Here is a 21,966-nt window from a genome sequence, read left to right as displayed (position 1 = left end):
AGACGAACGTTTATGGAAAATGCTTTGATTGAATTTCGTAACCTGAAAACCCACTTTCATACCTCTAGCGGAACTGTCAAAGCGGTCAATGACGTCAGTTTTAAAATACGTGAGGGTGAAACGCTCTGTGTGGTAGGCGAATCCGGCTGCGGCAAAAGTGTAACAGCCATGACGATGATGCGGCTGATTGATTCCCCACACACCTCGGACGGTGAAATCTGGTTTGAGGGCAAAAACCTGTTAACGCTGAATAAAGGTCAGATGCAACAAATTCGCGGCAATGACATTTCAATTATTTTTCAGGAGCCGATGTCTTCGCTGAATCCAGTGCTCACCATTGGAGAACAGATTACCGAGCCGCTGCTGATGCATACATTAATGAGTAAAAAGGAAGCACATAACCGGGCGATTGAGCTGATCAATCTGGTTGGTATTTCGCGTCCGAAGGAAATATTTCATTCGTATCCGCATGAACTGAGTGGTGGTATGCGCCAGCGGATCATGATTGCTATCGCACTGAGTTGTAATCCGAAGCTGCTCATTGCGGATGAACCGACAACGGCACTGGACGTTACGATTCAGGCGCAAATTCTCGATCTGATGCGGGATTTGAAGGATAAACTCAAAACGTCTATTATGCTGATTACGCATGATCTAGGTGTAGTGGCTGAAATGGCCGATTATGTGGTCGTCATGTATGCCGGGAACGTGATTGAAGAGGCCCCCGTCATTGAGCTGTTCAAGAATCCGCAGCATCCATATACGCAAGGGTTATTGAAGGCGAAGCCCGTCATTAATCAGAAGATTGATCGGCTGTATTCGATCCCTGGTCAGGTTCCCAACCCGATTGAGCTGGAGGAAAACTGTCATTTTCATGATCGGTGTGCGCATTGTATGCAAATCTGTAAGGATCAGGCCCCTCCCCTGCACGAAAAGAAGAACGGTCATAAGGTTGCCTGCTGGCTATATGAGGAAGAAGGAGGGCAACGGGTATGAGCGAGCCTTTAATTCAAGTGGAAGGTCTGAAAAAATATTTCCCGATCACAGGCGGGATTTTTCAGCGTACCGTGGGACATGTGAAAGCGGTCGATGATGTGTCTTTTAACATCCATAAGGGAGAGTCCTTCGGTCTGGTAGGAGAATCCGGTTGTGGCAAAAGCACGATTGGGCGTACGATTCTCAGACTGATGGATAAGACAGAGGGATCAGTGCGATACAAGGGAGAGGACTTGCATGCGTTAAGCAAGGAGCAGATTCGTGCGCTTCGTCCGAAGCTGCAAATTGTCTTTCAGGACCCTTTTAGCTCATTGAATCCGAGAATTAAGGTAGGTGAAGCCATCGGGGAAGCACTGCTGGATCACGGATTGATTGACCGTAGCAAGCTGCGGAAAAAGGTGAACGAGACGCTGGATATCTGCGGGCTATCCTCCTATCACTATGATCGGTATCCGCATGAGTTCTCTGGCGGTCAGCGTCAGCGGATCGGGATTGCGCGGGCTTTGATTTTGAATCCTGATTTTATCGTGGCTGACGAGCCAGTATCTGCACTTGATGTGTCTATTCAGGCTCAGATCATTAACTTGTTAAGTGATTTGCAGCAGGAACGGCAGTTGACTTATCTGTTCATCTCGCATGATCTGAGTGTGGTCGAGCATCTATGCAGCCGTATCGGTGTGATGTATCTAGGCTCGATGGTGGAGTTAACTTCCAAAGAGGAGCTCTTCCGCAATCCGCTTCATCCGTATACGAAGGCGCTGCTGTCGGCGGTTCCCATTCCCGATCCTACGATCAAGAGACAACGGATTGTGCTAAAAGGGGACATTCCTTCCCCGGCGAATCCGCCGTCAGGCTGCAAGTTCCATACACGTTGTCCTATGGCGGAGGCCCGTTGTAAAACGGAAATTCCAGCGTATCGGGATGCGGGCGATCAGCATTTTGTGGCCTGTCATTTTGCCTAGAAACATAGTAGAAAGCCTTTTTGAATCATTTGACTTATAAAAATCTGTCAGCCTGCAAGCAGGAATTGGCGGGTTTTTTGCTGTGGAATGTAAAAGACAAAAAAATTGTATCTTTTTTTCGAAAAGTTGCAGACAAAATGGATTTTTCATCGTCTAATAAAGTATGGGGGTTATTACGATGATGAAAAAATACTGGTTACGTTGGGCTATTGTTGTCCCGGTACTTATTATATTGATTTTTATTACACTTGGACCAAGGCTGCTGGTCGGTAAGCCGGATGTGGATGCAGGAGCTGCGGTGCTGATGGACATGCAGACGGGAGAATTGTTGATGGATGTGAATGGCGATACGCCTATGCCTTCCGCAAATATGTCCAAGCTCATGACCGAGCTGCTGGTGCTGGAGGATATTCGTGCCGGGCGGTTGGGCTGGAATGATGAAGTGAAAATCAGCCGTTACGCAAGTACAGTAGGTGGTGTAAATCTGTCACTCCGATATGGTGAAAGGCTGACGGTGTCCGAACTGTTCCAGAGCATGGTTGTGTATTCGGCTAATGACGCGGCTGTGGCACTGGCGGAGCGCTCAGCAGGCAGTGAACCGGCTTTTGTGAAGCGTATGAACGATAAGGCGGCTAAGATTGGATTGACGTCCTACAGCCAATTCAGCAATGCGTCAGGAGCGGGGCAGAGTGAGTTGGGTCCTAACCATCCCGAGAATATTCGGGGAGAAACGCAAATGACGGCAAGCGATACGGCGAAGCTGGCCTCCTACCTTATTACGTCGCATCCGGAGATTTTGAGAACGTCCAGCCGTACGCAGATGGAATTGAAGGATAAGGGCATCTATATTAGTAATACGAACTGGATGCTGCCTTCCTTGGCGGGACCCTACTCTTACGCAGGAACGGATGGACTGAAAGCGGGATACACCAGCGATGCGGGATATTGCTTCACTGGTACAGCCGAACAGCATGGCAGAAGGCTGGTTGCTGTAGTGCTGGGGGCACCGAGCAAGGAGGAACGCTTCGAGCAGACACGGAAGCTGTTCGACTATGGTTTTGCTCTGTCTACCTCTTTCCCGGTACGACTGCAAAATTTGGCTAAGCTGACTTCGCGCTAAGGTAAGGAACGACTTTAAAAGCTACATAGGGGGAACCTCGGATTGATGATGGGATTGCACACCCAATGACCCCAAAAATGAAAACTAGAGTAGAAGTCCCTTTTGCAGATTCAGTGTAGGAGGGTCTTTTTGTTGTTTTTCGGAATGACGGTTTGGTATAGTGTGGGGAAAAAGCGTATGTCGCAGAGGAGGAAGAATACATACGATTGGGCACTGGAAGTAGAATGGGAGAAGGAGGGAATGGGTATGGAAGACCGGGATTGGCATCTATTACAGGCTTTATATACACATAAAAATATTACGAAAACAGCCCAGAGCATGTTTATGTCACAGCCTGCTTTGACCAGTCGGCTCCAGCATATTGAAAAGGAGTTCGGCATTACGATTGTACAGCGGGGAAGGCGGGGGGTTAATTTCACTCCCCAAGGGGAATATATGGCGCTGACTGCCGAAGAAATGTTGAAAAAATATCAAAAGATAAAAGATGATCTGCTCAATATGGAAGAGAAGGTTACTGGGACGTTAAGGCTGGGAGCGGGCTTCTTTTTCACTAAAAATAAGCTGCCCAAGGTTCTGAAAATGTTCAAGGAGCGTTATCCTGATGTCGAATTCAAAGTCATAGCGGGGCAGAGTAAAAGAATCCATCAATTGATTTTTAATCAAGATATTCATATTGGCTTTATCCGGGGGGGTTATTCATGGAAAGATGAGAAGCATTTTTTATTTCAGGACACCCTGTGCATTGTTTCTAAAAGTGAAATTGATCTGAGCGATCTGCCCAATCGACCCCGAATTGACTATGGTACGGATTATGTATTGAAAGCATCCATAGACAACTGGTGGGCTGAGAATTATTCGGTGCCTCCCTTGGTAGGTATGGAAGTAGATCAGGTGGACGCCTGTCGGGAGATGGTCATGAATGGTCTGGGCTATGCGATTATGCCGAGTATGTATTTTGATGAAGAGGATATTACGAAGGTGGAAATGAAGAATCAGGAAGGGAAGCCTGTCCACCGCAATACGTGGATGTTTTACCATGGGGAGTCGTTGCAATTGAACGTGGTGAAGGCTTTTGTGAGCTTTGTCAAAGATCTGGATTTTCAGAACATACGGTGATGGATAAGAACTGTCATAGCTATTTGATATGGCGGGGCATCAGAAAATTCGATTTTAACGGATATGGTTTCTATATTACAGTAGTAGTAAGCATAACGGAGGCAGCACTATTTTGACCGTCTATACAGTCGGCTGGAATAGGGCGTTATTTTTAATCTAAAATCTCATTAAACCTATGAGTAAAGTTTATTTAATATTATTATATTCGATGGAGGCGAATGAGAAGGAAGGCCGGAATTAGTTGATAGAGGATGTGAATCCGTGAGTAAGTATATTGGAAAAACGTTGCTGCAAGTGGTACCGGTGCTTTTTATTATCACACTGATTGTATTCATTCTTGTGCATATAACAGGTGATCCGGTGGCGATGATGCTACCAGATACGGCAACAGCTGAGGATCGGAGGATATTGACGGAGGCGCTTGGTCTGGATCAGCCGCTGTATGTGCAGTATTATATTTTTCTGTCTAATTTGGTACAAGGGGATTTTGGTACTTCCTTCCGTTACAGTGAACCTGCGTTGCCTATCGTTCTGGAGAGGTTGCCTGCCAGCTTTGAGTTAGCGGTTGCATCGATGATTATTGCTTGCTGTCTCGCTATTCCTCTGGGGATATGGTCTGCGGTGAAGCGTAATTCCTTCATTGATATCTTCATTTCGGGTGTATCCGTACTGGGTAAAGCCATGCCGAATTTTTGGGTAGGCATCATGCTGATTCTGGTCGTAGCTGTTCATTGGGGCTGGACTCCGGTATCTGGAAGAGGGGGCTTGTCTCATTTGGTCTTACCGGCGATTACATTGGGGACAGGGATAGCAGCGGAAATGACCCGATTAATCCGTTCCAGTATGCTGGAAATCATCGGACAGGACTATATCCGAACCGCTCGAAGCAAAGGAATTAGGGAAATGATCGTGATTAACAAGCATGCCCTCCGCAATGCATTAATTCCGGTGGTGACGATAACCGGGCTGCAATTCACTAATTTGGTGGGTGGATCACTGGTGACCGAGACTATATTTTCCTGGCCCGGCATGGGGCAACTGATTGTGCAGGCGATTAATACTCATGATATGGCGATCATTCAGGCTTCGGTATTCGTAGTAGCCATTATGGTCATTCTGATCACGGTCATTACGGATATTGCCTATAAAGTTCTGGATCCTCGTATTAAGTACAATGAATAATAGCGAAGGCTCTATTTTTTTAAATTTTAAACCAACTAAACAAGTGGAAAAAATAAGTTTTCGGGGAACTCGAAGAAAAATAGAAGAGGCAGGTAGAAGAGGATGCGGAAAATAGCTTGGGTATGGCTGATGTTAGTTTTGGCGGTGACGGGATGCACCAGTACGAACGGATCGGTACAGGAAAAGACGCTGACGATCGGCAACACGATTGATAACGTAACGTTCGATATCCATGATCATGGAAATACGCAGACAGAATCAATTCATGTCAATATATTTGAATATTTGGTGAAGAAGGATGGCAATGATCCACAAAAAAAACTACCGGGGCTCGCTACATCCTGGAAGCGGACGGATGACAAGACATGGAGATTCGAGCTGCGGAAGGGAGTCAAGTTTCATAACGGAGATCCATTCACCGCCGCAGATGTGAAGTTTACACTGGAGCGCGTAGCCAAAGATAAATCGCTCGTGGATTATTCATCTTATTCCGGTATCCAGCAGGTGAACGTTATTGATGATTATACTGTGGACATCATTACGAAAGGACCTGACCCGATTCTGTTGGGTCGCTTAAGCAGAATTAGCTCAGGGATCCTGCCAGCAGCTTATTTTCAAAAACAGGGTGTAGAAGGATTCATCCGAAATCCGGTGGGCACAGGCCCGTACAAGTTGGATAAATGGATTAAGGACGACCGTGTGGAGTTGGTCAAAAATACAGACTATTACGGAGACAAGCCCCAATGGGATCGTCTGGTGTTCCGTACGATTCCTGAATCCACGACCCGTATATCCGAGCTGTTGACAGGCGCTATTGATATTGCTGTCATCATCCCGCCGGGGGATATCCAGCGTGTACAGGATAGCGGATCAACTTACTATACTGATAAGGATAGCGCGCGGGTCCAAAGCTTGCTGGTGCGTCAGACACCCGGAGTCGTAACCGCTAATCCCAAAGTGCGGGAAGCTATTGAACTGGCTATTGATAAGAAGGGACTCGTAGACAATGTACTTGGTGGGGCAGGAGTTCCCACACAGGAGGCGATTGGCCCGGGTATCCTGGGACATGAACCCAAGCTGTTCAATACGAATGTCTATAATCCTGAACGTGCCAAGCAATTATTGGTGGAAGCAGGATATCCGAATGGGGTGGAGCTGACGTTGAGCAGTCCGGCCAGTACGAAGGAGGTCGCTGAGACGATCGCTGCATATTTGACAGAGGTCAACTTCAAGGTGAAGCTTGAAATTCTGGAACAGACGCAATATAAACAACGGGATAACTCCAATACCTTTAAGGAACTGGCGCTCCAGGGTAAAGGCAACTCCATGTTTGAGTCACCACTTCCGCTGGAAGTATTTACAACGGAAAATGCCAAAGGCCAGACCGATTATAGCAACCCGGAGGTCGACAAGCTTCTGAAAGACGCTGCTACCAATCTGGATGATCAGAAGAGAGCAGAGCAGTACCAAAAAGCACAGGAGATTCTGGCGGTGGATCGCCCTCGAATTTTCTTGTACCAGAACAAGTTCAATTATGGTGTCAGTAACCGGGTGGAGCTTACTCCACGTGTGGACGAGATGTTCTATGCAGATGATATTAAGCTGAAAGAATAGTCGGATAAAAAGGAAATGGGGTGGTATGAGTATGTCTGAATCTGTACAATCCAAGGCTGCTCTTGCTTTGCCCGTACAAAGCGTGGGTACACAAGGATTGCTGAGGAGGGGTCTGAGCTATCTGTTTCAGAGCAAGACAGGCATTCTGGGCCTGATTGTTCTTGTCATTATTGTGTCTATTTCTGTGGCTGCACCCGTGATTGCCCCTCATGATCCGGCTCAGACCAACATCGCGCGGAAGTTGTTGCCACCGGCATGGATAGCAGGAGGAACGACTGAATTTCTACTGGGGACAGATAGTTTGGGCAGAGATATTTGGAGCCGAATCGTGTACGGGTCGCGTGTCTCGCTAATCGTGGGTTTCTGTTCCGTAGGTATTTCGGGTGCTATTGGCATTACTCTAGGACTGATCTCGGGATATTACGGCCGCTGGGTGGATGCGTTCATTATGCGGATTGTAGATGCCTTTCTGGCTATACCCACGATCCTGTTTATGATGTTGTTCATGCTGGTGCTCGGGCAGGGAGTGGGAACGCTGATTTTTGTCATTGGGATAACGGGCTGGGTGAGCTATACAAGAATGGTACGGAGTGAGGTTCTGAGTGTACGCGAACGTGATTATGTACGCGCGGCAAGAGTGGCCGGTGCTGATGATTTCCGAATCATACGAGTACATGTGCTGCCTAATGTGATTTCTTCTTTTATTATCATTTCTACGCTTAGCATAGGCCGGGTGATTATTTCCGAGGCGGCTTTGAGCTTCCTTGGATTGGGCATTCAGTCGCCTGCCGTATCGTGGGGAGGAATGTTGAGTGACGGGCGCCAGTATTTGGCTACAAGCTGGTGGGTGGCTACTTTTCCGGGTATTGCTATTACGATTACCGTGCTCGCCATTATATTTGTCGGAGATTGGCTAAGGGATTGGCTTGATCCCAAGCTGGATGTATAGCAGGTCAGTTGATGGTTCGGCATAGGCAGGAAAGGAGAGATAGAATGCCGGAAATGTTGCTGGAGGTCAAGGATTTACAGACCTCGTTCATGACGAAGTCTGGTGTGGTCCCGGCAGTCAATCGGGTATCGTTCCATGTAGCCAAGGGAGAAACGCTGTGTATTGTCGGTGAATCAGGCAGCGGCAAAAGCGTGACCTCGTTGTCCATCATTGGATTGATAGATCGGCCGGGGAAGGTCGTAGGCGGCGAAATTGTACTGGAAGGCTGTAATTTGTTGGAGCTGAAGCCCAAAGAAATGCGTAAAATTCGCGGTAACGAAATCTCGATGATTTTTCAGGAGCCTATGACTTCGCTGAATCCCGTGTTTACGATCGGCAGCCAAATTTCGGAATCACTACGAACTCATACGGGATTGAGTAAACAGGAGGCCAGGCTCAAAAGCATCGAGATGCTGAAACTGGTCGGCATTTCCCATCCCGAAAAGGTCATTCATTATTTTCCTCATCAATTATCGGGCGGTATGAGACAACGAGTCATGATTGCGAGCGCCTTGTCCTGCCACCCCAAGCTGCTCATTGCGGATGAGCCTACAACGGCACTGGATGTAACCATTCAGGCGCAAATCATGGATCTAATCGGACAACTGAGCGACACGCTGGAGATGGGCGTCATCTGGATTACTCATGATCTGGGCGTGGTGGCTGAAATGGCAGACCGGGTTGCGGTAATGTATGCCGGTGAAATTGTGGAGGAAGCGTATGCAGTTGATTTGTTTGACCGTCCGCTTCATCCGTATACGATAGGTCTGATGCATTCGCTACCCCAAATGGATGGATATCAGGAGGAATTATATTCGATCCCCGGGACAGTACCTCAACTGTCGCAGCTTCCGAAAGGGTGTGCCTTTCAATCACGTTGTCCTGTGGCGACAACCAGATGTATGTTGGACAAGCCAGAGCTGGAACAGGTGGAGGCAGGTCATGTCGTGCGTTGCTTTTATCCCGGCGCTAAAGGGGAGGTGCTATGAGCTTGGCCATTTCGGAAGAGAAGCCTTTGCTTGAGGTCAAGGACTTGAAAAAATATTACCCAGTAAAAACAGGATGGTTATCACGCAAAACCGGTTATGTTCGAGCGGTGGACGGTCTTAGCTTTTCGGTTAACCGGGGGGAGACGCTGGGTATTGTCGGTGAATCAGGTAGCGGGAAAACGACGCTGGGACAGATGATTTTACAATTGCAGGAGCCGACAGGCGGTGAAGTCTGGTTCGACCAGCGTAAATTGACAGGGATGAGCGGTAAGACATTGCGTCATGTTCGTGCCGATTTGCAGCTCATTTTTCAGGACCCTTACGCTTCTCTGAATCCACGAATGAAAATTAAGGATATTATCGCAGAGCCGCTGATCATTCGCGGGGAAACAGAAGGATTGCAGTTAAGAAAGCGAATTAGCGAATTGATGGAAATTGTCGGCTTGGGAGAGCATCATCTGAATCGGTATCCGCACGAATTCAGTGGTGGACAGCGGCAGCGGATCGGAATCGCCCGGGCATTATCGCTAAATCCAAAGCTGATTGTTTGTGACGAGGCGGTTTCGGCGCTCGATGTTTCGATTCAGGCTCAGATTTTAAATCTATTGAAAAGGCTGCAAAAGGAATATCAGCTAACGTATATTTTCATTGCTCACGGTCTTGCCTCCGTTAAATTCGTCAGTGAACATATAGCTGTCATGTATTTGGGCAGGATCGTTGAAATGGGGCAGAGGGATGAGCTGTTTGCTCACCCCAAGCACCCGTATACGAAGTCATTACTGTCGTCCATTCCTGTATCTCATCCACGGAAAACCAAGGAGAGGATTTTGTTGAAGGGCGACATTCCAAGTCCGATCAACCCGCCAAGCGGTTGTAGCTTTCATACTCGTTGTCCAATGGCTCAGGATATTTGCAAAAGTCAGATTCCAGTCTTCGAGCAGCATAAAGACAGGCATGGCGTAGCCTGCCATTTTCCAATGTGAGTGACGATGTAAGCAACACATACAGGAACAAATGCGGAAACTCAAATGAACCAGAGTGTGAGGTGAGGGAAAGTGAGTTATCAACGTCAAATGATTTTGAATTTTTTTATGAATAGTACAGGCTTTCATGAAACCGCGTGGAGGCATCCTCTGGCAGAGCCGGCGGGGGTAACAGATTTTTCTTTATATAAGAAGATGGCGCTTATTGCAGAACAAGCCAAATTCCATACGATATTTTTGGCAGATTCTTACGAGTTGGGCGAGAAAGTCAAGCATCAGGCATTAAACCGTCTGGAGCCGTATACGCTGCTGGCGGCTTTAGCTGCGGTAACGGAGCGCATAGGATTGGTGGCTACGGTATCTACTTCTTATACAGAACCTTTTCACACAGCCCGTCTGTTTGCTTCGCTGGATCATTTGAGTCAGGGGCGTGCAGGCTGGAACATTGTGACGACAGGCATCGGCAACACGCATCTGAATTTCAGCAGAGAGCAGAATTTTGAGCATACGGAGCGCTATGAACGGGCCTTGGAATTTGTACAGTTGACGACCAAGCTGTGGGATAGCTGGGAAGACGATGCGCTGCTGTTTAACAAAGACGAGGGACTATATGCCGATACGGACAAAATCCATGCGATTCGCCATAAAAGCGAGCGCTTCTCGGTCGAAGGTCCGCTGAATCTTCCACGCCCTCCGCAGGGCTATCCGGTGCTGGCACAGGCGGGTTCGTCGGAGGATGGGAAGGAACTGGCCGCCCGGACGGGAGAAATGATCTACACGGCCCAGCAGACGTTAAAGGATGCACAGGCGTTCTATGCTGACGTGAAATCGAGAGTGGAGAAATACGGACGTAATCCGGAGGATGTCAAAATCGTACCGGGCTTTAGCTTGATCGTCGGAGCTACCGAATCTGAGGCGAGAGAGAAGGAGGCTGAGCTGCGCGAGTCGGTTATACCCGAGCTTGGGCTACAGCGGTTGTCTAACCGACTGAAGGTGGATTTGTCCGCCTATCCGCTGGATGGTCCGGTTCCGCAGTTGCCTGACCCTGCCACCATTAATGAGAACCGGAGTCGGTTTGAATTAATGAAAAATATGATCGAAACCGAAAAGCTGACGATTCGCCAATTGATCGAAAGGGCTTCCGGGGGCAATGGCCACCGTACCTTTGCCGGGACGGCTGTCCAGATTGCCGACGAGATGGAGGAATGGTTCAGTCAGGGAGCCTGTGACGGCTTTGTAATCCGGCCGCAGCAGTTGCCGACCGGGCTGGAGGATTTTGCTCGCCTTGTCGTGCCTGAGCTCCAACGCAGAGGATTATTCCATACGGAGTATGAGGGAAGAACCCTGCGTGAGAATCTCGGTCTATCTCGGCCGACGAATCAATTTGCTGCCAAGTTACAGAAGGGGAAAGGAGTTCTTCATACATGAGCGAAGGAAGAAAACTGAAATTCGGATTGTTCATTCAGGCTGCCGGTCACCATACATCGGGCTGGCGGCACAAAGATGCCCAATCGGGAAGTGAAAATTTTGAATTAATCAAGCAACTGGCTCAAACAGCCGAGCGGGCCAAACTGGATATGGTTTTTCTCGCTGATGGTCTGATCACGTCTCCCGATGCTGCGGCATCCGTCATCGCCCGTTTTGAGCCGATTACATTGCTGGCTGCCTTATCTACGGTCACCAGCCGGATCGGTCTTGCTGTCACAGCCTCAACGACATATTACGATCCTTTTAATATCGCCCGCTTGTTAGCATCTGTGGACCAACTGAGCCAGGGGCGAGCAGCATGGAATGTTGTCACAACCTCATCACCTGAAGCGGCCAAAAACTTTTCGCGGGAAGATCACCCGGATCATCATTTGCGGTATGAACGCGCTGCGGAGTTTGTCGAGGTCGTCAAAGGGCTGTGGGATAGCTGGGAACAGCAGCCCTACATTGTGAATAAAGAAACGGGAGAGTACATCGACAAGAGCAAGCTGCATGAGCTGAATCATGAAGGCACATTTTTCTCCGTAAAAGGGCCGCTTAATGTCACGCAAAGTCCTCAAGGCCATCCAGTCATTATTCAGGCAGGATCATCTGGCCCGGGCCAGGATCTCGCTGCCCGGATTGGTGAAGTGGTGTTTACGGCACAGCAATCCTTGGAGGATGCACAGCAGTTCTACAGTCATCTGAAAGCACAACTGCCCAAATACGGTCGTACCGCTGAGCATCTACACATCATGCCAGGATTGCTTCCGGTTATCGGTGCCACAGAGAAGGAAGCTCATGAAAAATATGAATATTTGCAAAGCTTTATTGATGACTCCTTCGCTTACGACTCCTTGTCAGAGAGATTTCAGTATGATATGAGGGCTTATTCTTTGGATGAACCGGTTCCGGATATTCCGGAAGCGGACGGGCGAAAGAGTCGTCCTCAACTGCTGCTCAAGCTTGCACGCGATAAGGGGTACACGTTGCGCCAGCTGTACAAGGAGGTTGCCGGAGCGCGTGGGCACCGCATTGTGACGGGCACGCCTCTGCAAATTGCAGATCACATCCAGCAATGGTTCGTGGGATATGCCGCCGATGGGTTTAATATTATGCCGCCTTATGTACCGGGTGGATTGGATGAATTTGTGGGCGGTGTAATCCCTGAACTTCAGAATCGCGGGTTGTTCAGGACAGAGTACGAGGGCAGCACGCTGCGGGAGCATCTGGGCTTACCTGTCCCGGTAAACCGCCATACACGCGTGGCTTCACCATAAACAACCAAAAGCAACCAAGAGGAGAGAACGATATGTCGAGCATAGACCAACCATTTAAGGAGCTTCCGACAACCAGTATTTCAGATGTTCTGGGCGGATTAACCAATCTGGATTATGATATTAAGCCGATACACGGGCACTGCAAGATTGCAGGCAGAGCATTTACCGTGACTATACCTGCGGGAGATAATTTGGCCGTGCTTCGGGCCATTCGGGAAGCTAACCCCGACGATGTGTTGGTTATTGACGCCAAGGGAGATACCAGCCGTGCGGTGGCGGGTGATTTTGTGGCAGGATTAGCGCAGACACTGGGGTTGCAGGGGATTGTAGTGGACGGCGTGATTCGCGATATTGAGGGGGTCCGAACGCTGAACTTTCCCATTTTTTCCAGAGGGACTACGATTGCCTCGGGCAATAAATATGGTGGAGGCAAAACGAATGTACCCGTATCGGTTGGCGGAGTAAGTATCCAACCCGGAGACTGGATTGTTGGGGATATTGACGGCGTCGTGGTTGTTCCACAGGGGATGGAGCAGCAGGTGGCTGAAGAAGCGAGGCTGAAATATGCTCAGGACCAGCGGCGGGAGACAGAAGTGTCCGGCAATAAAGAAGCAGCACTGCGTTATCTGGACAAGGTACTCGGATTAGGCGCAGGCTCCATTTAATTATACACATACAGAAAAACCATCTACCCCTTTAGAGGAGCGATAGATGGTTTTTCTGTATGTGTACTTTTCAGTATGTTACGCTTTTTGACAACAAGGTAGCAGACCTTTTATGCTGTGGGGGGGAAGTTTCCGCTTCATAAGAGCCAAATTCGGTTTAATGAAGAGATGGGATTTATCGAAGTAAAGAAGGAAGGAACCTGTTATGGAGAGAAGACATAGGAGAAGGACAGGCGGCAAGCCTAAGAATAAAAAAAGGTTTACCGCTCTATATATTTCATGTATTGTTTTGTTTCTGATTGCGGTGGGAGGATATCTGTTCCGTAAACAGCTGACGCTGGTGGCCTTTGACTGGTTCGTATCTCCGACGTTGGAGAGCAAGCTGGAGAAGTCCTTTCAGCCGCGCCAATCGGAGGGACAGAAGCAGTCGGAGCCGGTTGCTTATCGGAAAGAGCCGTTTTCGGTGCTGCTGCTCGGTACGGACCAAAGGCCGAACGAGAAGGCGCGTGGCCGCTCGGATACGGTTATTTATGCGGCTGTACGGCCTGCGGAATCGCGTGTGCTTCTGGTTTCCCTTCCAAGGGATACGTATGTCCAGATTGTCGGACATGATCCAAATCATGACGGTGAGGATGATTTTGATAAGTTGGGGCATGCTTATGCGTTCGGAGGCGAGGATATGTCCATAGCTACGGTAGAGAAGCTGATGGAGCATAAGGCCGATTATTATGCTACGATTAATTTCCAGGGTATTCAGGATGCTGTAAATGCGGTGGGCGGGGTTGAGCTTCCCATCGATAAGCCGATTGAGAATAAAAATCCGCTGCATATCAAGTTCCGCATCGAGGCGGGCAAGCCGCTTTATAATGGCGAAGAAGCGATGTATTATGTTAGATATAGGGAAGACAGCGACTTTAACCGTACCAAACGGCAGCAAATTTTTCTGAATGCAATGGCGGATAAGCTGCTGAATATCAACGAAATCTCCAAGATTCCGGAGCTGCTCGATATTATGGGAGCCAATTTCAAGACGGACATGGAGCCTACTTTTATTACAGGACTTGGCAAGCAGGCCATTTCGCAGGGGCAACCACAAATTTCGAGCTTTACGATTACAGGGGAAGGTTTCAAGAAAAAGGGCCTGTATTATGACCGGGCCAATGAACAGGAACTCGAATACGCCAGACTTATGATCGCAAACTGGCTGGATTCTGGCACAACCCCGCAGACGCTGAAGCTTCCCGACAAGCAGGACATTCAGTGAGTAATCATTTGATTTTACAATTGATTTTGAGGGGGATTCTTTTCTCATGAATATCGCTTTTTTCTTGCTTCCCAAACAAGAGGTTGCTTTTGTCACGGCGGATGCAACTTTACGGCAAACGTTGGAGCGAATGGAGCATCACCGCTTCACGGCGGTTCCGATTTTGGATAAGGAAGGTAGATATACCGGCACGGTTACAGAGGGTGATCTGCTGTGGCATATGAAGGAATCTGAGGGGAAAATAACCTTTGAAAACGCTTCGAAGTTTATGCTCAAGGACGTCCCGCTTCGGGTTTCGATAAAGCCGGTGTCCATTGATGCCAATATGGAGGATTTAATTAATTTGGCTAAGGTGCAGAACTTTGTACCTGTGGTGGATGATATGGAACGGTTTATTGGCATTGTCCGCCGTAGCCAGATTATTGAATATTGTGAAAAATTCGTGTCGAGAGAATCGCTTAACTCGTCATCCTAAAGCAAGCAGCATAGCTGCTTTGAAAATAACTATTTATCCTATGGGGTAACAGTTATTTTCAAAATAGGATATGCTATAATGGAGAATAAAGCTTTTTCAGAGGGGTGTGACTCTTCATCATATGCCTAAAGAAATGGATGTAGTTAAACGGGCCAAGGTGATTGAATGGCTCAAAACAGAGGTACTTGATCAGGTTTCCCGTCTGTTTAAAGCGATGTGGGAGGGCAGTACAGCCCACATTGGCGATTGTCTGGCGAGTCTGATGATGAGCAGTTATATTTTGGGAAGACGTCTTGGGGTGCCTTACCGTGAATTGGATGATCTCCTCATCGACAAGCTAAGAAAGCACAGAAAAGAAGGACACCAGCTGGAGGATTGGTATCAGGACATATCCGCACTGGAAGAACATATGCGTAAGAGGTGAAAACTTTGAAATTCCGCTTGGCAACTGTAGCATGGAGCGTTATTTATTTGCTTCTGCTGCTGTCTCTATTGACACCCTTAAGAATCTTTACCGTATTTTTGCTGATTGTGCCTGGCGTTGTATTGTTTTCATCGCTGCCTTTCAAGGGATTTCTGATTCATGTCATACCGGTGCTGTTGATTATAGCGCTACAAGATGTATATTTGCTGCTTCCCGCGATTTATTTTCTGATCCCCGCCTTGTTAATGGGACGGGTATATAAAAAGGGAGCACCTGCTTTTCAGGCGTTGATGACCGGAACGGGTGTGATTTTAGCCGAGTTGTTGGTTGTATTGCTCATCGCTACGTATACCTTCGGGTTTGATCTTTCGCAGTATCTTCGTGATCAGGCTGCTATATCGGCAAATCTGGTACAGCAAATCCTAAATGGCAATCCGATGCTTCCTGGCATGAATTGGACAGCAGAAGATACACAGAGACTCGGTACGATGATGATCGGCAAAGTTCCATATGTGCTGATCCTGACCTCGTTTTTACTGGCTGTGATCACGCACGCTCTGACGCGTCCGGCATTGAGTAGCCTTGATGTGCCTGTACGCAAAATGAAGCCTGCCCGAGAATGGAGACTGCCACGCGCGCTCATCTGGTATTACCTGCTGGCGATTGTGTTTGAGTGGGTGGCTATGTCCTCTGACAGCAGTTGGGTTCAGGCGGTTTCTGTTAGTATGTTGCCGCTGATTCATGCGTGCTTTATTATCCAGACGATCGGATTTATTTACTTCTGGACGCATAGCCGTAACATGAGCCCTGTGATCGCGGTGCTGCTATCGCTCGTCGTTCTGGTGTTCCAGCCACTCCGCATTATCGGTATTATTGATTTGGCCTTTCCGCTGCGTGAAGCTATTACAAGATCAAAGAAATAGGGTGAACAGTCATGCCTAAATTTCTACAAAAACGCTGGCACGGCTATCAGACTGTCTGGGCGTTTTTACTGCTGCTGGTGCTTGTCATATGTATTTCCATGTATAACTGGGAACTGGGTGTGATGGGACTGGTGCTGTCATTCTTGCTCGGCGGGCTGATGCTGAAGACGGAATTGGATTTCCGTCGGGAACTGAATCAATATATCAGCGGCCTTTCCTTTCGCATCAAGCGGGTGGAAGGGGAAGCGGTCAGCTCACTGCCGTTTGGCATCATTTTATACAGTGAAAATCGAACGGTAGAATGGCACAATCGGTTCGCTGGGGAAATGTTCGAGGACCAGTCACTGATAGGCGAGCCGCTCCAGGACCTTTTTCCCCAGCTGGCAGGAGCTTTGGGTGCCAAAAAGGAAACGAAGGAGCCTGTGCGTGAGCTAAAGGTAGAGCTACAGCATGATGAGCGCTATTATCAGTTCCTCATCGTGCTGGATGAGCGTCTGATTTATTTGTATGAAGTAACGGAGTTGGCGGTGCTGCGCAAGCAGTATGAGAACGAGCGGCTGGCGCTCGGCATCGTTATGCTTGATAATATGGATGAAGCTGCTCAGGGAATGGACGATCAGCAACGTACCGCGCTTATTGCGAAGGTGTCGAGCGAGATTACAGCATGGGCGAACCAGTACAATATTTATTTGCGCCGTTTGTCATCCGAGCGCTATCTCATCATGCTGAATCACAAGGCGCTTCAGGAGCTGGAGCAAAGTCGATTCGTCATTCTGGATACGGTGCGGGAAATGACTGCCGATTTGAAAGTGCCGATGACACTGAGCATCGGTTTGTCCTTCGGCGCGGAGAGCATCAAGGAGCTGGGTGAGCTGGCTCAGTCCAGTCTGGATATGGCGCTCGGACGGGGTGGCGACCAAGCGGCGGTGAAGGCCGGACAGCGTCTATCTTTTTACGGCGGCAAGTCCAATGCTGTCGAAAAGCGTACACGGGTGCGCGCGCGGGTCATTGCGCACGCGCTGCGTGACCTGATGCAGGAGAGCGACCGCGTGCTGATCATGGGGCACAAAATACCGGACATGGATGCACTGGGAGCAGCCATTGGGGTGTGGAAGGCGGCAGCGCTCTACAACGTAGAGGCGCACATCGTGCTGGATAAATCCAATCCGTCCATCGACCGGATGATGGAGCAGGTGAACAAGGACGAGAATCTGTCGGCAGCGCTCATGACACCAGAGCAGTCGCTCCAGTTGATGACCGAGCACAGCCTGCTGGTCGTGGTGGATACGCACAAGGCCTCGATGACGATTGAGCCAAAATTGGTGCAGACGGCGAGCAGGGTGGTCGTTGTAGATCATCATCGTCGGGGCGAGGAGTTTATTAACGACTCTGTTTTGATTTATCTGGAGCCATATGCGTCGTCGGCTTGTGAGCTGGTGACAGAGCTGCTGCAATATATTCATGAGAAGGTTCAACTGACGCCGCTGGAGGCGACATCGTTGCTTGCAGGGATTACGGTGGATACCAAGCATTTTTCCTTGCATACAGGCTCGCGGACGTTTGAGGCTGCCGGTTTTTTGCGGCGTAGCGGGGCGGATACAGTGATGATCCAGCGTTTGTTAAAAGAGGACCTGGATGAATATATTGCTAAGGCGGAAATTATTAAGCATGCTAAAATGATATATGGGCACATCGCGCTTGCGGTGACAGAGCCCGGACAGAAGATACCGCAGCTCCTGATTGCTCAGGTGGCGGATTCATTACTCAATATGACGGATGTACTGGCCTCTTTTGTGGTCAGTGAACGTCCTGACGGCCTGGTGGGGATCAGCGCCCGTTCACTCGGACGCATGAATGTACAGGTCGTCATGGAACGGCTAGGCGGCGGAGGACATCTGACGAATGCGGCGGTTCAGCTGGATTGTCCGCTGGAGGAAGCCAAACGCAGAGTGGTCGACGTGCTGGCCGAAATTGATGGGGAAGAGGGGTTATTTGAATGAGAGTGATTTTTATTAAAGATATGAAGGGCCAAGGCAAGAAGGGACAAATTAAGGAAGTATCGGATGGGTACGCAGCGAATTTCCTGCTGCCGCGCGGTATTGCCCGCCCGGCGACGGAAGGGAATATGAAGACGCTGGAGAACCAGAACGCTGCTGAGGAAAAGCGCAAGCAAGAGGAAAAGGAAGAGGCGCAGGCACTCGGCAAAAAGCTGGAATCCACAACCGTTCAGCTGAAAGCAAAAGCTGGTGAAGGCGGTCGACTGTTCGGCGCAATTACAAGCAAGCAAATCGCGGAAGCGGTCGCTGCAACGGGGATTAAGCTGGACAAACGCAAAATCGAGCTGGAAGAACCGATTCGTACGTTGGGCGTGACTCAAATGACCGTTAAGCTTCATCCTGAGGTCAAAGCTACGCTGAAGGTACAGGTGACCGAAGAATAATTATGGGCGGCGAATTTTTCGATCGGATTCCTCCGCAAAATCTGGAGGCAGAACAGGCGGTTATCGGGTCCATTTTGCTCCAGTCCGAAGCACTGATTACAGCGATGGAGCGGGTGCAGACCGAGGATTTTTACGATAAGGCTCACCAGATGATTTACGAAGCGATGATTGAGCTGGGTGAATCCGGACAGCCGATAGACTTGGTTACACTGACCTCGAAAATTCAGGACAAGGGTCAGCTGGAGGATATCGGGGGCGTCAGCTATCTGGCGAAGCTGGCTCACGGGGTGCCGACAGCGGCTAACGTGGATTATTACGCTCAGATTATTGAAGAAAAGGCGATGCTCCGCCGATTGATTCGTGCAGCCACGCAGATTGTGAGCGAAGGCTATAGCGGCGGCGAGGACGTCGCTGGTATGCTGAGCGATGCCGAGCGCAAGATTATGGAGATATCCAATGGGCGCTCGGGCAGCGGCTTTATTGCCATCCGCGATGTCGTGATGGAAGTGTTCGACCGGGTCGAATTGCTGCATCAGAACAAGGGCAATACGACCGGGATTCCGTCCGGCTTTGTTGATTTGGACAAGATGACGGCGGGTTTCCAGCGCAATGATCTAATCATTGTGGCAGCTCGTCCATCCGTGGGTAAAACGGCGTTCGCCCTGAATATTGCGCAAAACGTTGCGGTTCGGGCGAAGGAGACGGTAGCCATCTTCAGTCTGGAAATGTCGGCGGCCCAGCTCGTTCAGCGGATGATCTGCGCCGAGGCCAATCTGGACGCGAACGTCATGCGGACAGGTGATTTTAAAGGCGACGACGATTGGGCGAAGCTGACGATGGGCATTGCGGCCTTGTCAGAGGCCGAGATCTATATTGACGATACGCCGGGTATTACTGTTGCGGATATCCGTGCCAAGTGCCGCCGTCTCAAGACGGAAAAAGGACTCGGCATGATCGTGATCGACTACTTGCAGCTCATTCATGGGCGCGGGAAATCGGGCGAGAATCGGCAGCAGGAGGTATCCGAAATTTCACGGACCTTGAAGCAAATTGCCCGTGAGCTGGAAGTGCCTGTAATCGCCCTTTCCCAGTTAAGCCGGGGTGTAGAGCAGCGTCAGGACAAGCGTCCGATGATGAGTGACTTGCGGGAATCCGGTTCCATTGAGCAGGATGCTGATATCGTCGCGTTTCTGTACCGGGATGATTACTATAATCAGGAAACGGAAAAGAAAAATATTATTGAGATTATCATTGCCAAGCAACGTAACGGCCCGGTCGGTACGGTAGAGCTGGTGTTTCTCAAAAATTATAATAAATTCGCCAATTATGAGCGTGCCCATTCGGATGCGTTCGCTGGATAACGGAATGATATATTTGAAAAAAGGCTCTTTCGACGCGGTTTGCGCGATGTCGAAGGGCCTTTTACATATCATGCTCATATGTTTTCATATAAGGACCGAAACTCTCAATTACGAACAATACTATTTTCATGTGATATAATGTTCGCTTTTTATTTGACTTTAAAAAATGGTGCTGTTACACTTATAGTGCTGCTTCAACGCAGTGGGGAGATCATTACGCCCGGGGCTTTCCGTACCTACGGAATGTCTGCGACGGACGTTTTTTCCTGCTGTCCGAGAACGTTCTATATCTGTCCGCTCAGGCGGTTGAAGTCAGATATACGTAGCGCGTCAGCCCAAAATCAGAGTGTCTGTGGGCACTCCACGGAGGAATGAAACATGTCAACTGTAGTCGTTGTGGGAACACAATGGGGAGACGAAGGCAAAGGTAAAATTACGGACTATCTGGCGGAAAGCGCTGAAGTGGTGGCCCGTTACCAAGGCGGAAACAATGCCGGTCATACGATTCTCATTGACGGTAAAAAGTACAAGCTGAGCCTGATTCCATCCGGCGTTTTTTATGAAGATAAAAAGTGTGTCATTGGCAACGGCATGGTAGTTAATCCGGCCGCTCTTATTGAAGAAATTACTTACATTCACGATAATGGCTTTTCTACGAAAAATCTGGTCATTAGCGACCGTGCACATGTTATTATGCCATACCACATCACGTTGGATGTGCTGGAGGAAGACCGCAAAGGACCTAACCAAATCGGTACGACGCGTAAAGGGATCGGCCCTGCTTATATGGATAAAGCTGCACGTAATGGTATTCGTATTGCTGATTTGCTGGATGCAGAGGAATTCGAAAAGAAGCTGCGCCATCAAACAAAAGAGAAGAATCAAATGATTGAACAAGTATACGGCGGCAAGCCGCTGGATGTAGAAGAAATACTGAAACAATACCTGGAGTATGCAGAATTTGTTCGTCCTTATGTAGGGGATACGTCTGTTGTGTTGAATGATGCGATTGATGCGAATCAAAAGGTACTGTTCGAGGGCGCGCAAGGCGTTATGCTCGATATCGACCAAGGTACGTATCCGTACGTTACGTCCTCGAACCCATCGGCTGGCGGCGTATGTATCGGTTCCGGTGTAGGCCCGTCCAAGATTCAACAAGTCATCGGTGTAGCTAAATCCTACACAACTCGTGTCGGTGACGGTCCGTTCCCAACGGAACTGAATGATGAAATCGGCGATTACATCCGTGAAACAGGTCATGAGTATGGTACCGTTACAGGTCGTGCTCGTCGTGTTGGCTGGTTTGATAGTGTGGTTGTACGTCATGCCCGTCGTGTCAGCGGACTTACAGGTTTGTCCTTGAACTCGCTGGACGTATTGACAGGTCTGAAAACGGTGAAAATTTGCACAGGCTACAAGTATCGCGGTGAGGTGATTACGCATTATCCGGCTAGTTTGAAAATGCTGGCGGAGTGCGAGGCCGTATACGAGGAACTGCCAGGCTGGAGCGAAGACATTACTGGCGTGAAAACGCTGGAGGAACTGCCTGAGACTACTCGTAATTACGTACAACGCGTATCTGAGCTGACAGGTATTCCAATTGCAATCTTCTCTGTTGGTCGTAACCGTGACCAAACGAACCAGGTGCTTCCGATTTACCTGTAAGCTAGCAGAATTGTTTTCATCTGTTAAGGCGTTATGCATAGCTATTCCTGCA

The 21,966-nt window shown here is 49.0% G+C and carries 20 protein-coding genes; all 20 read left to right on the top strand.

What is annotated here, in order from left to right; all coding sequences use genetic code 11:
• Nucleotides 1–12: 12 nt before the first annotated feature.
• The 20 genes from ABH897_RS24355 to ABH897_RS24260 all read left to right on the top strand — a co-directional run bounded on the left by ABH897_RS24355 (nucleotide 13) and on the right by ABH897_RS24260 (nucleotide 21,914).
• Nucleotides 13–996 (top strand): ABC transporter ATP-binding protein, encoded by a 984-nt coding sequence (locus ABH897_RS24355; RefSeq protein ID WP_283654011.1) that lies wholly within the window; start codon nucleotides 13–15, stop codon nucleotides 994–996.
• A complete protein-coding gene (locus ABH897_RS24350; protein ID WP_044648134.1) occupies nucleotides 993–1,958 on the top strand; it encodes an ABC transporter ATP-binding protein in 966 nt (321 codons plus the stop codon). Before ABH897_RS24355 ends, ABH897_RS24350 begins: the two co-directional genes overlap by 4 nt.
• 178 nt (nucleotides 1,959–2,136) lie before the next feature.
• A complete protein-coding gene (locus ABH897_RS24345) occupies nucleotides 2,137–3,078 on the top strand; it encodes a D-alanyl-D-alanine carboxypeptidase family protein (protein ID WP_283654009.1) in 942 nt (313 codons plus the stop codon).
• Between the two features lie 246 nt (nucleotides 3,079–3,324).
• Nucleotides 3,325–4,194, top strand: a complete 870-nt coding sequence (locus ABH897_RS24340) for a LysR family transcriptional regulator (RefSeq protein WP_404521423.1) — start codon at nucleotides 3,325–3,327, stop codon at nucleotides 4,192–4,194.
• A 261-nt stretch (nucleotides 4,195–4,455) separates the two neighbouring features.
• A complete protein-coding gene (locus ABH897_RS24335) occupies nucleotides 4,456–5,376 on the top strand; it encodes an ABC transporter permease (protein ID WP_404592827.1) in 921 nt (306 codons plus the stop codon).
• Nucleotides 5,377–5,478: 102 nt separating this feature from the next.
• The gene (locus tag ABH897_RS24330; protein ID WP_283654007.1) at nucleotides 5,479–6,990 is read left to right on the top strand and encodes an ABC transporter substrate-binding protein; all 1,512 of its coding nucleotides are present in this window, start codon (nucleotides 5,479–5,481) and stop codon (nucleotides 6,988–6,990) included.
• A gap of 31 nt (nucleotides 6,991–7,021) precedes the next feature.
• Nucleotides 7,022–7,939 (top strand): ABC transporter permease, encoded by a 918-nt coding sequence (locus tag ABH897_RS24325; RefSeq protein ID WP_283654006.1) that lies wholly within the window; start codon nucleotides 7,022–7,024, stop codon nucleotides 7,937–7,939.
• A 44-nt stretch (nucleotides 7,940–7,983) separates the two neighbouring features.
• Nucleotides 7,984–8,967, top strand: a complete 984-nt coding sequence (locus tag ABH897_RS24320) for an ABC transporter ATP-binding protein (RefSeq protein WP_283654005.1) — start codon at nucleotides 7,984–7,986, stop codon at nucleotides 8,965–8,967.
• Nucleotides 8,964–9,950 (top strand): ABC transporter ATP-binding protein, encoded by a 987-nt coding sequence (locus tag ABH897_RS24315; protein ID WP_283654004.1) that lies wholly within the window; start codon nucleotides 8,964–8,966, stop codon nucleotides 9,948–9,950. The genes ABH897_RS24320 and ABH897_RS24315 overlap by 4 nt, the downstream gene beginning before the upstream one ends.
• 90 nt (nucleotides 9,951–10,040) lie before the next feature.
• Entirely contained in the window at nucleotides 10,041–11,378 is a 1,338-nt protein-coding gene (locus ABH897_RS24310) for an LLM class flavin-dependent oxidoreductase (protein WP_404580133.1), read from the top strand.
• Nucleotides 11,375–12,697 (top strand): LLM class flavin-dependent oxidoreductase, encoded by a 1,323-nt coding sequence (locus tag ABH897_RS24305; protein WP_283654003.1) that lies wholly within the window; start codon nucleotides 11,375–11,377, stop codon nucleotides 12,695–12,697. The genes ABH897_RS24310 and ABH897_RS24305 overlap by 4 nt, the downstream gene beginning before the upstream one ends.
• A 32-nt stretch (nucleotides 12,698–12,729) precedes the next feature.
• Nucleotides 12,730–13,362, top strand: coding sequence for an RraA family protein (locus ABH897_RS24300; protein WP_283654002.1), 633 nt, complete (start codon nucleotides 12,730–12,732; stop codon nucleotides 13,360–13,362).
• Between the two features lie 205 nt (nucleotides 13,363–13,567).
• Nucleotides 13,568–14,626, top strand: a complete 1,059-nt coding sequence (locus ABH897_RS24295; RefSeq protein WP_404592826.1) for an LCP family protein — start codon at nucleotides 13,568–13,570, stop codon at nucleotides 14,624–14,626.
• A gap of 46 nt (nucleotides 14,627–14,672) precedes the next feature.
• Nucleotides 14,673–15,101 (top strand): CBS domain-containing protein, encoded by a 429-nt coding sequence (locus ABH897_RS24290; protein ID WP_283653999.1) that lies wholly within the window; start codon nucleotides 14,673–14,675, stop codon nucleotides 15,099–15,101.
• A 121-nt stretch (nucleotides 15,102–15,222) separates the two neighbouring features.
• The gene (locus ABH897_RS24285; protein ID WP_404592825.1) at nucleotides 15,223–15,525 is read left to right on the top strand and encodes a MazG-like family protein; all 303 of its coding nucleotides are present in this window, start codon (nucleotides 15,223–15,225) and stop codon (nucleotides 15,523–15,525) included.
• Between the two features lie 5 nt (nucleotides 15,526–15,530).
• Nucleotides 15,531–16,448, top strand: a complete 918-nt coding sequence (locus ABH897_RS24280) for a DUF2232 domain-containing protein (protein WP_044648131.1) — start codon at nucleotides 15,531–15,533, stop codon at nucleotides 16,446–16,448.
• 11 nt (nucleotides 16,449–16,459) lie between these two features.
• Nucleotides 16,460–18,448 (top strand): DHH family phosphoesterase, encoded by a 1,989-nt coding sequence (locus tag ABH897_RS24275; RefSeq protein WP_014278977.1) that lies wholly within the window; start codon nucleotides 16,460–16,462, stop codon nucleotides 18,446–18,448.
• Entirely contained in the window at nucleotides 18,445–18,888 is a 444-nt protein-coding gene (gene rplI, locus ABH897_RS24270) for a 50S ribosomal protein L9 (RefSeq protein WP_014278976.1), read from the top strand. The genes ABH897_RS24275 and rplI overlap by 4 nt, the downstream gene beginning before the upstream one ends.
• Nucleotides 18,889–18,890: 2 nt before the next feature.
• Nucleotides 18,891–20,249 carry a replicative DNA helicase gene (gene dnaB, locus ABH897_RS24265; protein ID WP_014278975.1) on the top strand — a complete coding sequence of 453 codons (1,359 nt, stop codon included), beginning with the start codon at nucleotides 18,891–18,893 and terminating at the stop codon, nucleotides 20,247–20,249.
• 378 nt (nucleotides 20,250–20,627) lie between these two features.
• Nucleotides 20,628–21,914, top strand: a complete 1,287-nt coding sequence (locus tag ABH897_RS24260; RefSeq protein WP_044648129.1) for an adenylosuccinate synthase — start codon at nucleotides 20,628–20,630, stop codon at nucleotides 21,912–21,914.
• The last annotated feature ends 52 nt before the right edge of the window (nucleotides 21,915–21,966 follow it).

It is taken from the genome of Paenibacillus sp. RC73 (assembly GCF_044908085.1).
GTDB classification, from domain to species: domain Bacteria; phylum Bacillota; class Bacilli; order Paenibacillales; family Paenibacillaceae; genus Paenibacillus; species Paenibacillus terrae_A.
Note: the sequence above shows the minus strand (reverse complement) of the source record. Positions and strands in the feature narration are given on the sequence as shown.